General features: G+C 73.6%; 13 protein-coding genes. 2 read left to right on the plus strand and 11 right to left on the minus strand.

The genetic code is table 11. From position 1 onward, the window contains the following. Positions 1-13: 13 nt before the first annotated feature. Positions 14-1177 carry an acyl-CoA dehydrogenase family protein gene (locus AB0Q99_RS02280; protein WP_363567566.1) on the minus strand — a complete coding sequence of 388 codons (1164 nt, stop codon included), beginning with the start codon at positions 1175-1177 and terminating at the stop codon, positions 14-16. A gap of 264 nt (positions 1178-1441) precedes the next feature. On the opposite strand from AB0Q99_RS02280, the gene AB0Q99_RS02285 reads away from it, so the two are divergent. Continuing rightward, positions 1442-2044: an AAA family ATPase gene (locus tag AB0Q99_RS02285; RefSeq protein WP_363568195.1), complete on the plus strand. Its 603-nt coding sequence runs from the start codon at positions 1442-1444 to the stop codon at positions 2042-2044. A 392-nt stretch (positions 2045-2436) separates the two neighbouring features. Beyond that, entirely contained in the window at positions 2437-4518 is a 2082-nt protein-coding gene (locus AB0Q99_RS02290) for an AAA family ATPase (RefSeq protein ID WP_363568197.1), read from the plus strand. A gap of 125 nt (positions 4519-4643) precedes the next feature. On the opposite strand, the gene AB0Q99_RS02295 is transcribed toward AB0Q99_RS02290, so the two are convergent. From AB0Q99_RS02295 to AB0Q99_RS02340, 10 genes are all read right to left on the minus strand, one after another. Next, the gene (locus AB0Q99_RS02295) at positions 4644-5630 is read right to left on the minus strand and encodes an NAD-dependent epimerase/dehydratase family protein (protein ID WP_363567568.1); all 987 of its coding nucleotides are present in this window, start codon (positions 5628-5630) and stop codon (positions 4644-4646) included. Positions 5631-5817: 187 nt separating this feature from the next. Continuing rightward, positions 5818-6864 (minus strand): hemolysin family protein, encoded by a 1047-nt coding sequence (locus AB0Q99_RS02300; protein ID WP_363567570.1) that lies wholly within the window; start codon positions 6862-6864, stop codon positions 5818-5820. Continuing rightward, positions 6861-8204 carry a hemolysin family protein gene (locus AB0Q99_RS02305; protein WP_363567572.1) on the minus strand — a complete coding sequence of 448 codons (1344 nt, stop codon included), beginning with the start codon at positions 8202-8204 and terminating at the stop codon, positions 6861-6863. The genes AB0Q99_RS02300 and AB0Q99_RS02305 overlap by 4 nt, the downstream gene beginning before the upstream one ends. A 292-nt stretch (positions 8205-8496) precedes the next feature. Next, complete coding sequence (locus AB0Q99_RS02310; RefSeq protein ID WP_363567574.1) at positions 8497-8949, minus strand: PH domain-containing protein; 453 nt, start codon at positions 8947-8949, stop codon at positions 8497-8499. 106 nt (positions 8950-9055) lie between these two features. Beyond that, positions 9056-9904, minus strand: coding sequence for an ATP phosphoribosyltransferase (gene hisG, locus AB0Q99_RS02315; RefSeq protein ID WP_363567575.1), 849 nt, complete (start codon positions 9902-9904; stop codon positions 9056-9058). Between the two features lie 99 nt (positions 9905-10003). Beyond that, the gene (locus AB0Q99_RS02320) at positions 10004-10276 is read right to left on the minus strand and encodes a phosphoribosyl-ATP diphosphatase (protein WP_363567577.1); all 273 of its coding nucleotides are present in this window, start codon (positions 10274-10276) and stop codon (positions 10004-10006) included. Between the two features lie 101 nt (positions 10277-10377). Further along, positions 10378-10851 carry a 6,7-dimethyl-8-ribityllumazine synthase gene (gene ribH, locus AB0Q99_RS02325; protein ID WP_363567579.1) on the minus strand — a complete coding sequence of 158 codons (474 nt, stop codon included), beginning with the start codon at positions 10849-10851 and terminating at the stop codon, positions 10378-10380. Between the two features lie 40 nt (positions 10852-10891). Then, positions 10892-12163 (minus strand): bifunctional 3,4-dihydroxy-2-butanone-4-phosphate synthase/GTP cyclohydrolase II, encoded by a 1272-nt coding sequence (locus tag AB0Q99_RS02330; protein WP_363567581.1) that lies wholly within the window; start codon positions 12161-12163, stop codon positions 10892-10894. Further along, positions 12160-12807 carry a nicotinamide mononucleotide transporter family protein gene (locus tag AB0Q99_RS02335; RefSeq protein ID WP_363567583.1) on the minus strand — a complete coding sequence of 216 codons (648 nt, stop codon included), beginning with the start codon at positions 12805-12807 and terminating at the stop codon, positions 12160-12162. Before AB0Q99_RS02335 ends, AB0Q99_RS02330 begins: the two co-directional genes overlap by 4 nt. Next, on the minus strand, positions 12804-13532 hold the full coding sequence (locus AB0Q99_RS02340; protein ID WP_363567585.1) for a riboflavin synthase: 729 nt from the start codon (positions 13530-13532) through the stop codon (positions 12804-12806). The genes AB0Q99_RS02335 and AB0Q99_RS02340 overlap by 4 nt, the downstream gene beginning before the upstream one ends. Between the last annotated feature and the right edge of the window lie 218 nt (positions 13533-13750).

Consider the following 13750-nt stretch of genomic DNA (forward strand, 5'->3'; position numbering starts at 1 on the left):
CGGCGCCGGGGGGTCAGCCCTTGGTGAGGTGGCGGCCGATCACCAGGCGCTGGATCTGGTTGGTGCCCTCGACGATCTGCAGCACCTTGGCCTCGCGCATGTACCGCTCGGCCGGGAAGTCCTGGGTGTAGCCGTAGCCGCCGAGCACCTGGACGGCGTCGGTGGTCACCCGCATCGCCGCGTCGGTGCAGAACAGCTTGGCCATCGCCGCCTCCTTGGAGAACGGCCGGCCCGCGTCCTTCAAGCGCGCGGCGGAGAGGTAGAGCGAACGGCCGGCCTCGATCTGGGTGGCCATGTCGGCGAGCATGAAGGACAGGCCCTGGAAGTCGGCGATCGGACGGCCGAACTGGCGCCGGGTGCGCGCGTAGTCGACCGCGAGGTCGAGCGCGGCCTGGGCGACGCCTATCGCGCAGGCCGCGATGCCGAGGCGGCCGGAGTCCAGCGCGGCGAGGGCGATCTGGAAGCCCTGGCCCTCCGTGCCTATCAGCCGCTCGCGCGGGACCCGGGCGCCGTCGAAGTGCAGCTGGGCGGTCGGCGAGGAGCGCATGCCCATCTTGTGCTCCGGCGGGGCCGCGGACAGGCCCTGCTGGGTGCCGGGGACCAGCAGGCAGCTGATGCCCTTGGCGCCCTCGCCGCCGGTGCGCACCAGGGCGCTGTAGAAGTCGGCCTGCCCGCCGTGGGTGATCCACGCCTTGGTGCCGTTCACCACGTACGCGTCGCCGTCGAGGTCGGCGCGGGTGCGCATCGCGGCCGCGTCCGAGCCGGACTGGGGCTCGGAGAGGCAGTAGGCGCCGAGCTGCTCGCCGGAGAGCATGCCGGGCAGCCAGGCGTCGCGCTGCTCGTCGGTGCCGAAGGCGGCCAGCGCGTGGCAGGACAGGGTGTGCACGCTGACGCCGAGGCCGACGGCCAGCCAGCCGGCCGCGAGCTCCTCCAGCACCTGCAGGTACACCTCGTACGGCTGCTCGCCGCCGCCGTGCTTCTCGTCGTACGGGAGGGAGAGCAGGCCGGCCTCGCCGAGGGTGCGGAAGACCTCCCGTGGGAAGCGGCCGGCGGCCTCGTCCTCCGCCGCGCGCGGCAGCAGCTCGCGCTGGACCAGATCCCGGGTGAGGCTCAGCAGCTCGCGGGCCTCGGCGGTGGGCAGCGTGCGCTCCACGGCGTTCACGGGGGAGGGGGTCATGGCGGTGGTCGCCTCCTCGGTAGGGCGCCGGGCCGAGGTGTTGGCGGGTCCGGCACGGGTGGGGCAGGTCGGACCGACCGGCACCGGGTTGCGGTGAACGGCCGTTCACAGTCATGGCGAAGCGAGTATGCCCGAAACCCGCGCTGCCGTCACGACCTGCGCAGATGAACTGTCCGCAGTGGTGGGGTACGGCACCGTAGGGTTGCCGATGTGGCTGCTTCCGGAACCCTCCCCACCCATGCTCCGCCCACTCCCCGTGACGGGCTGGACGCCCTCGCGGCGGAGCTGCGCGCGCTGCCGCCGTCCTGCGGGCCGGTGCGGCTGGTCGCCGTGGACGGGCACGCGGGCTCCGGCAAGACGACCTTCGCCGGACGGCTGGCGGCGGCGCTCGGCGGGGCGCCGGTGGTCCACCTCGACGACCTGGCGACCCACGAGCAGCTCTTCGGGTGGACCGGGCGGCTGCGCGAGCAGGTGCTGGAGCCGCTGGCCGCCGGGCGGGACGCGACGTACCGGGTGTACGACTGGACGCTGCGCCGCTTCGCGGGCACGGCCAGGGTGCCGGCCGCTCCGGTGGTGCTGGTCGAGGGGGTCGGCGCGGGCCGGCGGGCGGTGCGGCCGTGGCTGGCCCGGGTGGTCTGGATGGAGCTGGACGCCGAGGCGGCCCGGCGGCGCGGCGAGGAGCGGGACGGTCCGGATCTGGCCGAGTTCTGGACCGGCTGGGCCCGGGCCGAATCGGCACATTTCGCCGCCGACCCGAGCCGCCCGTACGCCGCGACGCGGGTCGACGGGGTGACCGGCCGGATCGCGCCGGGCACCGTCGGTGAACCTTCAACAAGCGCCTTGACCTGCGACATCGCCAGGACTTAGGTTCTCCTCAGCCGCCGGAACGAAAGCTTCCGGCCGCTTCGGACCCGGCGCTCCCGGCTTGTTCCCCCGTGAGCCGGGAGCGCCGTCCGGTCCCTTTCCGAATCTCGCTCCCCCGTCGCCCGTTCCGGCGCCCGGCCGCTCAACGGCCGCCCGCCCGATCGGATTTGACCCCGCTCGGCACCCTTCCGGATCAGCCCGGCGCCGGTACGATTCCTGGCAGGCGCAGATGCGCCGAAAGGGGCTCGACGACCACCGGCCAGGCTGTGTGCGAAGGCGACTCGCCGGCCGAGCCCCGGGCCACACCGCGGGGGGCGTGAGTGACGACGGCGGACAGTTCCGACAGCACGGCGGGCGGCCCGGACCGACTCGCCGACCGGGCCTGGCAGCGCGCCATGGACGCCTACACGGCCGGCGCGTACGCCCGGGCCGAGGAGGAGTTCCGGTCGGCCGTCCGGCTGGACCCGGGCATGGCCGACGCCTGGCTCGGCCTGCACGCGCTGCGCAGCGACACCTCGGCGGCGCTGCTGGCCATGTACCGCCACCAGAAGCGCTTCGGCGAACAGCGGCGGCTGCACCGACGGCCGCTCAGTTCCTGGTACTGGCTGGGCTGGTGGGTACAGCCCGTCCTGGAGGACGCCCGCGACCTCGCGCTCGCGCACGCCTCGCACTGGCTGGACGGCCGTCACCTGGCCGAGCTGGACCGGGCGTTGGAGCAGTGCCCGGCCCCCGGCGAGGACCCGTCCGCCCGGTTCCTGCACGCCTGCCGCTCCTACCTCCTCAAGGACTGGGAGCAACTGATCCGGGACACCGACCGGCTGCTGGACGACCCGCTGCTCGGCATCGAGGCCGGGCTGTTCGCCGGCATGGCCCGGGTGCGCCTCGACATGTGCGCCCAGGCCCAGGCGCCGTTGGCCGCCTCACTGGCCCGCTGCCGCTCCGAGCAGCCCCAGCGCAAGGAGCTGCGCTACTGGCTCGCGCGTGCCTACGAGGGCGCCGGGCGCAGCGCGGCGGCGCTGCCGCTCTACCGGGCGGTGCACCGGGCGGACCCGGCGTTCATGGACACCGCGACGCGGCTGGCCGCCATCTCGGCCGAGGACGCGCTCGCGGACGGGCTGCTGGTGGACGGACTGCTCGCGGACGGGCCGGCGGCGGGCGGGCGCTCGGGTGCGGCCGGCGCCGGGAGCGGGCCGGACGTCGAGGCGGAGTTCCTGGACGAGGTCGGGTACCCGGCGGGACCGGGGTACGGCGAGGACTTCGGGGGCGGCGACGGGCAGGGCGGTGCGACCGTCTCCGGCGACGGGGTGCTGAGCGGCGGGCCCTCGGTGGACGCCGGCATGGTGGACGGGCCCCTGACGGACGGCGTCGCGGTGGACGGCGCCGTGCTGGAGGGGCACGTGACGGACGGCGGTGCGGCCCAGCAGGTCCTGCCCGACGGCGTTCCGCGCGACGGGGTCCCGGACGGCGGCGCCGGTCCGGACGGCGCCCCGCAGACCGCCGGGGAACGGTCCGGCTCGGGCTCCCCGACCGCCCCCGCCGGGCCCCTCGCGCCGCCGCTGCCCGCCCGCGGCCAGGTGCAGTCCCGGACGGCCGCCGGGCCCGCGCTCCGGCCGGACGGCGACGAGCGGGAGCTGGACGCCGCCCTGACCGAACTCTCGCTGATGGTCGGCATGGAGCCGGTCAAGCGCCAAGTACGGGCGCTTTCCGCCCAGTTGAGGATGTCCCGGCTGCGGGCCGAACAGGGCCTGCCGGTCCAGCCGCCCAAGCGCCACTTCGTCTTCTCCGGCCCCTCCGGCACCGGCAAGACCACCGTGGCCCGCATCCTCGGCCGGGTCTTCCACGCCCTCGGCCTGCTCTCCGGGGACCACCTGGTGGAGGCCCAGCGGGCCGACCTGGTGGGCGAGTTCCTCGGCCAGACCGCCGTCAAGGCGAACGAGCTGATCGACTCCGCGCTGGACGGCGTGCTGTTCATCGACGAGGCGTACAGCCTCTCCAACTCCGGCTACACCAAGGGTGACGCGTACGGCGACGAGGCGCTCCAGGTGCTGCTCAAGCGCGCCGAGGACAACCGGGACCGGCTGGTGGTGATCCTGGCCGGCTACCCCGAGGGGATGAACCGGCTGCTCGCCACCAACCCCGGTCTCAACTCCCGCTTCACCACCCGGGTCGACTTCCCGAGCTACCGCCCGGGCGAGCTGACCGCGATCGGCGCCGCGCTGGCCGGCCGGGACGGCGACGGCTGGGACGAGGACGCCGCCGAGGAGCTGGCCAGCATCTGCACCCACGTCGTCCGCGAGGGCTGGATCGACGAGCTGGGCAACGGCCGGTTCATCCGCACCCTCTACGAGAAGTCCTGCGCCTACCGGGACCTGCGGCTGTCGCTGCTGCGCGAGCCGCCGGGCCGGGAGGACCTGGCCACGCTGCGGCTGCCGGACCTGGTCCAGGCGTACGGCGAGCTGATCGACGGCCGCGGTTGACCGATAGCCGTAGGTGACCGGCGGCGCGGACCGGCCGGTCACCGCAGCGGGCCCGCGGCGCGGGCCGGTCGACGGCGCGGGCCGGGACCCGTCCGTCGACCGCTCCCCCGGCCCGCGCGGCGGGATCACCCCTTGAGCAGCGCGGCCTCCCGCTCCGGGTCGAGCCCGACCCCGGCCCGGTCGGAGCGCACCGGCGCGGTGCCGCCGATCGTCCGCAGCCAGGCCCAGGTGTCCTCGACCGTCTCCGCGACCGGGCGGCAGCGCAGCCCGGCGCCGACCGCCCGCTCGACCGAGCCGGTGTGCAGGAAGTCGTACAGCTCTCCCGGCGCCAGCCAGATCGGCAGCTCGGTCCACGGTTCGACGCCGGCCGCCAGGATCCGCTCGGGGTCGGTCCAGCGCAGCTCGGCGTCCGAGCCGGTGACCCGCACGCAGGCCTCCAGCAGCTCGCCCATGGTGGCGTGCCCGGACGGGCCGACCAGGTTGTACGGGCCGCCGAGGCGGGCCGCCACCGCGTCCAGGGTCCAGACCGCGAGGTCGCGGACGTCGATGTACTGCAGCGCCAGCCCGCGCGGTCCGGGAGCGAGCACCGGGCCGCCCCGGGCGATCCGGTTCAGCCACCAGGGCAGCCGGCCGATGTTCTCGTAGGGGCCGAGGATCAGCCCGGCGCGGGCCAGCAGGGCCCGTCCGCCGTACTCCGCCTCCAGCGCCAGCTCGGCGCCGCGCTTGGCCTCGGCGTAGGGCACCGCGCCGGTGAGGTCCGGCGCGGAGGCCACCACCGGCGCCGACTCGTCCGCGCCGGCCACCAGCGGGAAGTCGTACACCGACCGGCTGGAAACGTACGCGTAGTGGCCGACCCGGCCCTTCAGCGCGCGGGCGCTGTCGCGCACGGCCGCCGGGGCCCAGGACCAGGTGTCCACCACCGCGTCCCACTCTCCCGTCCCGAGCGCCGCGAGCCCGTCCTCGGCCGTGCGGTCGCCCTTCAGCACCCGGACGCCCTCGGGGGCGGGCCGCGTGCCGCGGTTGAGGGCCGTCACCTCCCATCCCCGGGCCAGTGCCTCTTCGGCGACGACCCGCCCGACGAACTCGGTTCCACCCAGCAGGAGAAGTCTCATGCCGGCCACTCTCCTCCGAGGGTGGCCGGCACGGAACGGTTGCATGCTCTGGGCAGAATCGCCACGAGCGGACACGCCGTCGGCGAAACCGGGAACGCCGGGAACAACGGGAACGCCGGGAACACCGGGAACGCCGGGGTGCTCAAGGCGTGGGCGCTCAAGGCGTGGGCGCCCGGGGCCGGGGCGCCTAGGCGGTGGCGCGGTGGTCCGGGTCGTGCATCTCGCCGATCAGCTCCTCCAGGACGTCCTCCAGCATGACCACGCCGAGCGTGCGCCCGTCCTGGTCCAGCACCGCGGCCAGATGGCAGGCCGCGCGGCGCATCGCGCCGAGGGCGTCGTCCAGCGGGAGGCCGCCGCGCAGCACCGTGATCGGCCGCCACAGGCGGGCCGGGACCGGCGCCGAGGGGTCCTCCACGTCGAGGAGGTCCTTGAGGTGGATGTAGCCGAGGTAGCCGTGGCCGGCCGGGTCGCCGTCGGTGACCGGGAAGCGCGAGAAGCCGGTGCGCAGGGCGAGCTCCTCGACCTCCGCAGCGGTCGCCTTGGTGTCCACGGTGACGAGCTGCTCGGGTTCGAGCAGCACCTCGGTGACCGGGCGGCGGCCCAGCTCCAGGGCGTCCTCCAGGCGCTCCTGGCGGTCCTCGTCGAGCAGGCCGGCGTCCCGGGAGTCGACCAGCAGGTACATCAGCTGCTCGGTGGTGAAGACCGACTCGACCTCGTCCTTGGCGTCGACCCGGAACAGCCGCAGGATGCCGTTGGCGGAGGCGTTCAGCAGCCGGATCACCGGGGCGAGCCAGCGGGCCAGCCGGTCCAGCGGCGGGCCGAGCCAGAGCGCGGCCTTCTCCGGGCCGGCCATGGCCATGTTCTTCGGCACCATCTCGCCCATCACCATGTGCAGGAACACCACGACGGCGAGCGAGATCCCGTACGAGAGCGGGTGCATCAGGCCGGGCGGGACGCCGATCGCGTGGAACGGGCCCTCCAGCAGGGAGGCGATGGTCGGCTCGGCGAGCGCACCGAGGCCCAGCGAGCAGACGGTGATGCCGAGTTGGGCGGCGGCCAGCATCGCGGAGACGTTGGACAGTGCGTGCAGCACGGTGCGGGCGCGTTTGTGCCCCGCCTCGGCGAGCGGCTCGATCTGGCTGCGGCGCACGGACACCACGGCGAACTCGGCGCCGACGAAGAAGGCGTTGCCGAGCAGGAGCAGCAGCGCGACGGCCAGTTGGAGCGCGGTCATCGAGCGTCCTCCCCGTGCGCGCCGAAGGAGTCGGGCGCGGTGGTGCGCTCCACCCGGACCTGGCTGGTGCGGTGGCGGTCGACACCGGTCACGGTGAGGCGCCAGCCGGGCAGCTCGGCCTGCTCGCCCACGGCGGGCAGCTTGCCGAGCAGGTCGGCGACCAGGCCGGCCAGCGTCTCGTAGGGGCCGTCCGGGGCGTTCAGGCCGATGCCCTCCAGCTGGTCGATCCGGGCGCGGCCGTCGGCCTCCCAGACCGGCAGGCCGTTGACCGGCGGCAGCGGGAGCAGTTCGGGGTGGTCGTCGGGGTCGTGCTCGTCCTGCACCTCGCCGACGATCTCCTCGACGATGTCCTCCACGGTCACCACGCCGGCGGTGCCGCCGTACTCGTCGACCACGATGGCCATCGGCTGGAGCCGGCGCAGCCGGTCGAGCAGCACCTCGGCGGGCAGCGTCTCGGGCACCAGCAGCGGTGGCGAGGACAGCTCGGCCACCCGCACCAGGCCGCGGTCGGCGGCCGGGACGGCCAGCGCGTCCTTGAGCGTCACGATGCCGGTGACCTCGTCCAGGCTGTCGGTGTAGACCGGGAAGCGGGAGAGGCCGGTGGCCCGGGTCAGGTTGAGCACGTCGGAGGCGGTGGCGTCGCGCTGGAGCGCGGCCACGTCGACGCGCGGGGTCATCACGGACTCGGCGGTCAGCTCGCTCAGGCCCAGGGTGCGGACGAACAGGGTCGCCGACTCCTCGTCTATCGCGCCGGCCTTGGCCGAGTGCCGGGCCAGCGAGACCAGCTCGGCCGGGGTCCGGGCGTGGCCCAGCTCCTCCTGCGGCTCGACGCCGAGGGCCCGCACCGTACGGTCGGCGGCGCCGTTGAGGAAGCTGATCAGCGGACGGCAGACGAAGGAGAAGGCCATGTGCGGGGCTGCGACCGCGCGGGCCACCTGCAGCGGCCGGGAGATCGCCCAGTTCTTCGGGACCAGTTCGCCGATCACCATCTGCACGACGGTGGCCAGCACCATGCCGACGACCACGGCGACGCCGCGGGTGACCGAGTCGGGCACGCCGAGGGCGGACATGACGGGCGAGAGCAGCGTCGACAGCGCCGGCTGGGCGAGCATGCCGACCACCAGCGAGGTGACGGTGATGCCGAGCTGGGCGCCGGAGAGCTCGAAGGAGAGGTGCCGCAGGGCCCTGGCGACCCGGCCGGACTGGGCGTCGCCCGCCGCGGCGGAACGTTCCACCGCCCCGCGCTCGACGGTCACGAAGGCGAACTCGGCGGCCACGAACAGGCCGTTGGCGAGGATCAGGAGAAAGGCTGCGAGCAACAGCAGCCAGGCGGTGATCACAGTGCCGCCTGCCTTCCGGTGATCGGAAGTGGGGCGGCGCAGGTACTACCGGACGGATCGTCCATCGAGGGGGAGTGTCACTCCTCAGGTCGGTGCGGGCGGTCACTTTCGGGCAGGGCCGACTTTGCCCTGCTTTTACCAGCGTAGACCATAGCCGGACGGACGTAAGGGGAGTGCTCGGTGCCCCGGGCCTGGGAACCGCAGGTCGCGGGCCCGGCCGGGCGGGACGGGTTCGGGGCGGGTTACGGCCTCGCGGGGCGGGGCGGGTTCGGGCCCGGCGGCCGGACCGGGCTCAGGCCCCGGTGTGGTGCGCGGCGTGGTGCTCGACGAGGTCGCGCAGCGCGCGGGCGTTCGCGATCGCCTGGGCCTTGCCGACGCCGGGCTGGATGCCGACCGCGGCGAGCGCGGTGCCGTCGGCGAGGTCGAGGGTGGCCCACGGGTCACCCTGGCGGAGGTTGACCCGGACGATCTCGGCCCAGGCGAGCCGGCGGCTGCGCACGAAGTTGACCACCGTCACGCCGTCCGCGTCGGCGCTCACCCGGGGGCGGGCCAGCATCAGGCCGACCGCGGCGAACAGGACGCCGCTGGCGATCATCATGATCCGGTCGTTGAGCTGCCAGTTCTCCGGCAGCAGCACGGCCAGCACCGCGAACAGCACCACCAGCAGGACGCAGACCGGCAGCAGCACGATGCGGGTGCGGCGCGGCGCCCAGGTGACGGGGAACTCGACGGGCGGCGTGGACACGTGGGGTCTCCGGGTGGTTCTGGTGGCGGCAGCGCGACGGGGCGGGGACGCCGGCCGGCGTCCCCGCCCCATTGAACCGTTCTTTACTCGCGCGCGGGCGAGCAGGTCAGAGGCGGCAGGCGTGGATGTTGGTGACCAGGATGGCCCGGGCGCCGATGCCCCACAGGTCGTCCATGATCCGCTGGGCCTCCTTGCGGAGCACCATCGCGCGGACCGCGACCCAGCCCTCGGTGTGCAGCGGCGAGACGGTCGGCGATTCCAGGCCCGGGGTGAGCCCCACGGCGGCGCTGACGTTCTCGGCGCGGATGTCGTAGTCCATCAGCACGTAGCGGCGGGCCACCAGCACGCCCTGGAGGCGGCGCAGGAACTGCTCGACCCCCGGGTCCTCGCCCGCGCCCTTGGGGCGGATCACCACGGCGTCCGAGATCAGGATCGGGTCGCCGAACACCTCCAGGCCGGCGTTGCGCAGGCTGGTGCCGGTCTCCACCACGTCGGCGATCACGTCGGCGACGCCCAGCTGCACCGCGGTCTCGACCGCGCCGTCCAGCTTGGTGACCGTCGCCTTCACGCCGTGGTCGGCCAGGTGCTGCTCGACCAGGCCGGTGTACGAGGTCGCGATCCGCAGGCCCTCCAGGCCCTTGACGTCCTCGACCGCCACGCCCTCCGGGCGCGCGAAGCGGAAGGTCGACCCGGCGAAGCCGAGGGCGAGCACCTCCTCGGCGTTGGAGTGCGAGTCCAGCAGCAGGTCGCGGCCGGTGATGCCGACGTCCAGGCGGCCGGAGCCGACGTAGACGGCGATGTCGCGCGGGCGGAGGAAGAAGAACTCCACCTCGTTGTTGGGGTCGACGAGGACGAGTTCCTTCGGGTCCTTCCGCTGGCGGTAGCCGGCCTCATGGAGCATCTCCGCCGCGGGACCCGAGAGAGAACCCTTGTTGGGGACGGCGATGCGCAGCATGGGAGGTTGCTTCCTTACCTGTTGGGAGGGATGTGCTCAGAAGTACGTGCGACTCAGGGGTACTTGTGACTCGGCAGTACGTGCGGCTCGGAGGTACTTTCAGAGGTACTTGTAGACGTCGTCGAGCGTCAGCCCGCGGGCGATCATCATCACCTGAAGGTGGTAGAGGAGCTGCGAGATCTCCTCCGCCGTCTGCTCGTCCGACTGGAACTCGGCGGCCATCCAGACCTCGGCGGCCTCCTCGACGACCTTCTTGCCGATCGCATGGACGCCCTGCTGGACGAGCTGCGCGGTACGGGAGGACGAGGGGTCGCCGGTGGCGGCCTTCTGCTGGAGCTCGGAGAAGAGCTCCTCGAATGTCTTCGAAGCCATGATGGGCCCACCTTACGGCGTGCGGGCGGACGGGCGGTAAACGGTCCCGGACCGTGGACAGTCCGCTGGACGTCCACGGTCCGGGACCGTTCGCGCCGCCGTCAGCGCGCGGCGCGCACCACCGCGGCGGTGGCGACGGCGGCGGTGACGGCCTCGTGGCCCTTGTCCTCGGCCGAGCCCGGCAGGCCGGCACGGTCGAGCGCCTGCTCCTCGTTGTCGCAGGTCAGCACGCCGAAGCCGACCGGGACGCCGGTGTCGACGCTGACCTGGGTGAGGCCGGCGGTGGCCGCCTGGCAGACGTAGTCGAAGTGCGGGGTGCCACCGCGGATCACCACGCCGAGGGCCACCACGGCGTCGTAGCCGCGGTCGGCGAGGCGCTTGGCGGCGACCGGCAGTTCGAAGGTGCCGGGCACGCGCAGCACGGTCGGCTCGGTGATGCCCAGCTCCTTGAGCGCGCGGTGGGCGCCGTCCAGCAGGCCGTTCATCACCGTGTCGTGCCACTGGGCGGCGATGACCGCGACCTTGAGGTCGGCGGCGCCGTCGATGGTCAGCTCGGGGGCTCCGTGGCCGCTCATGTTCTCGTCCGTTCTGTTCTGTCGGGTGGGCGTGGATGGTTCAGGAGCCGAGGCCGGGCAGGTCGTGCCCCATCCGGTCGCGCTTGGTCCGCAGGTAGCGCAGGTTGTGCTCGCCGGGCGCGATCTCGACCGCCTCGCGCCCCTTGACCTTGAGGCCGTGCTCGGTGAGCGCGGTCAGCTTCCGCGGGTTGTTGGTGAGCAGGGTGAGCGAGCGGACGCCGAGGTCCACCAGCATCTGCGCGGCGATGCTGTAGTCGCGGGCGTCGGCGGGCAGGCCGAGGTCCAGGTTGGCGTCGACGGTGTCGCGCCCCTGCTCCTGCAGCTGGTACGCGCGCAGCTTGTGGGCCAGGCCGATCCCGCGCCCCTCGTGCCCGCGCAGGTAGAGCACCACGCCGCGGCCTGCCTCGGCGACCCGCCGCAGCGAGGCCTCCAGCTGCGGGCCGCAGTCGCAGCGCAGCGAGCCGAGGACGTCGCCGGTCAGGCACTCGGAGTGGACCCGCACCAGGACGTCCTCGCCGTCCGGCAGCCGTCCCTCGGCGTCCAGGCCGCCGGCCACCAGGGCGATGTGCTCGACGCCGTCGATGGTGCCCTCGTACCCGACGGCGGTGAACTCGCCGTGCACGGTGGGCAGGGCGGTGACGGCGGCCCGGTCGACGTGCAGCTCGGTGCGGCGGCGGTAGGCGATCAGGTCCTCGATCGAGATGATCGCGAGACCGTGCTCACGGGCGAAGACGACCAGCTCGGGCAGCCGGGCCATGGTGCCGTCGTCGTTGACCACCTCGGCGATCGCGCCGGCCGGCGGCAGCCCGGCCAGCCGGGCCAGGTCGACGGCGGCCTCGGTGTGGCCGGGACGGACCAGCACGCCGCCCTCGACGGCGCGCAGCGGGAAGACGTGCCCGGGGCGGGTCAGGTCGCCGGGCTCGGTGCCGGACGAGGAGAGCAGCCGGACGGTCCGGGCGCGGTCGGCCGCGGAGATCCCGGTGTCGATCCCCTCGCGGGCGTCCACCGAGACCGCGTACGCGGTGCCCTTGCGGTCCTCGTTGACCTGGGTCATCGGCGGGAGCTTGAGGCGGTCCAGCTCGTCACCGGTCATCGGGGCGCAGATCACGCCGGAGCTGTAGCGGATGGTGAAGGCCATCAGCTCGGGGGTGGCGGCGGAGGCGGCGAAGACGAGGTCGCCCTCGTTCTCGCGGTCCTCGTCGTCGACCACGACCACCGCGCGGCCGAGCGCGATGTCGGCGATCGCCCGCTCGACGGGGTCGAGGACGAGCTCGACCTCGGCGGTGCCCTTGTCGGACTGGTTCTCGGTCATGCCGTGGCTCCCTGCGGGACGGTGACGGATTCGGTACGCGGCTCACGGGTGCTCAGCCACCAGGAGCGCAGGCCGAGCAGCACCAGGACGAAGTAGATGGAGTAGGTGAGGCCGGAGAAGGTGTAACCGCTGTTGAAGGCGAACGGGACGCCGACCACGTCGACCGCGATCCAGGCGAACCAGAACTCCACCCAGCCGCGCGCCTGGGCCACCATCGCGGCCAGCGTGCCGACGAAGATGTAGGCGTCCGACCAGGGGCTCCAGGACAGGCTGGGGTAGGAGGTGAAGAGCAGCGCGAGCGCGACGGTGCCGGCCACGGTGCCGGCCGCCAGCACCAGCCGCTCGGGCCACCGGGCGAACCGTACGGCGATGGTGCCGGTGTCCTGGCGGCCCCGGCGCCACTGCGCCCAGCCCCAGGCGGCGGTGGCGATCACGATCAGCTGCTTGCCGATCAGGCCGGGGACGTGGCCGCCGAGGTAGGCGGTGATCAGCACCACGCCGGACAGCAGCTGGACCGGCCAGCTCCAGACCGAACGGCGCCAGCCGAGCGCGAGGCCGCCGAAGCCGAGCAGGTTGCCGAACATGTCGGCCCACTTCACGTGTTCGCCGAGGACGGTGAACGCTTCTCCGCTGAGCCAGCTCACTGGGACTCCCCCGGGGTCTCGTCGTTCGGCAGGGACTGCGGGGACTGCGCGTCGGACAGGGCCGACGGGTTCGGCAGGCCCGGCAGGTTCGGGAGGGTGCGGGACTCCAGGAGGCGCTCGACGTACTTGGCGAGCACGTCCACCTCCAGGTTGACGCTCTCGCCGACGGTCTTGGCGCCGAGCGTGGTCAGCGCGAGGGTGGCCGGGATGAGGCTCACGGTGAAGCTGTCCCGGGCGGCCTCCACCACGGTGAGGCTGACGCCGTCGACCGTGATCGAGCCCTTCTCCACCAGGTAGCGGGAGATGGGCTCGGGCAGCGAGAACCGCAGGACCTCCCAGCGCAGTTCGCCGTTCGCGTCGCGCTCGCCGGGCTCGCGGCTCAGCAGCCGCCCGGTGGCGTCGACGTGGCCCTGGACGAGGTGGCCGCCGAGCCGGGCGCCCAGCGCCATGGCGCGTTCCAGGTTGACCCGGGAGCCGGGCTCCAGCTCGCCCAGGCTGGAGCGGTGCAGCGTCTCGGCCATCACGTCGGCGCTGAACTCCCCGGTGCCCGCGGCCAGTTCCGCCGGGGTGTCGACCACGGTCAGGCAGACGCCGTTGACCGCGATGGAGTCACCGTGACCCGCGTCCGCACAGACCACCGGGCCGCGCAGACGGATTCGCGAGGAGTCGCCGATCTCCTCGATCGACACGACCTCGCCGAGCTCTTCGATGATGCCGGTGAACACCCGGGTTCTCCTCGCGCTTGGGGCGCGGACTCCGGGGCGGCAGAGGGAGATGACACGGACGGGCAACGGTGCGCGGGCCGCCGACAGGACCCGTCGCCGGGGTGCCGAAGCCGCCGGGAGATCGCTCACCCGACCCGGGAGGCACTGCCCTCCCGGCGTTCACCTGACCGCGGTCCGGTCCGGTAACGATGGACCACGGGTACTGCTCTTCGTCCGCC

Origin of the sequence: Kitasatospora sp. NPDC086791 (genome assembly GCF_040685975.1) — a bacterium.
GTDB lineage: Bacteria > Actinomycetota > Actinomycetes > Streptomycetales > Streptomycetaceae > Kitasatospora.

Bases quoted from the DNA above. Each gene is read 5' to 3' on its own strand.
- AB0Q99_RS02280 (WP_363567566.1), bottom strand. From the start codon at position 1,177: ATGACCCCCTCCCCCGTGAACGCCGTGGAGCGCACGCTGCCCACCGCC.
- AB0Q99_RS02290 (WP_363568197.1), top strand. From the start codon at position 2,437: ATGGACGCCTACACGGCCGGCGCGTACGCCCGGGCCGAGGAGGAGTTC.
- AB0Q99_RS02295 (WP_363567568.1), bottom strand. From the start codon at position 5,630: ATGAGACTTCTCCTGCTGGGTGGAACCGAGTTCGTCGGGCGGGTCGTC.
- AB0Q99_RS02300 (WP_363567570.1), bottom strand. From the start codon at position 6,864: ATGACCGCGCTCCAACTGGCCGTCGCGCTGCTGCTCCTGCTCGGCAAC.
- hisG (WP_363567575.1), bottom strand. From the start codon at position 9,904: ATGCTGCGCATCGCCGTCCCCAACAAGGGTTCTCTCTCGGGTCCCGCG.
- AB0Q99_RS02320 (WP_363567577.1), bottom strand. From the start codon at position 10,276: ATGGCTTCGAAGACATTCGAGGAGCTCTTCTCCGAGCTCCAGCAGAAG.
- ribH (WP_363567579.1), bottom strand. From the start codon at position 10,851: ATGAGCGGCCACGGAGCCCCCGAGCTGACCATCGACGGCGCCGCCGAC.
- AB0Q99_RS02330 (WP_363567581.1), bottom strand. From the start codon at position 12,163: ATGACCGAGAACCAGTCCGACAAGGGCACCGCCGAGGTCGAGCTCGTC.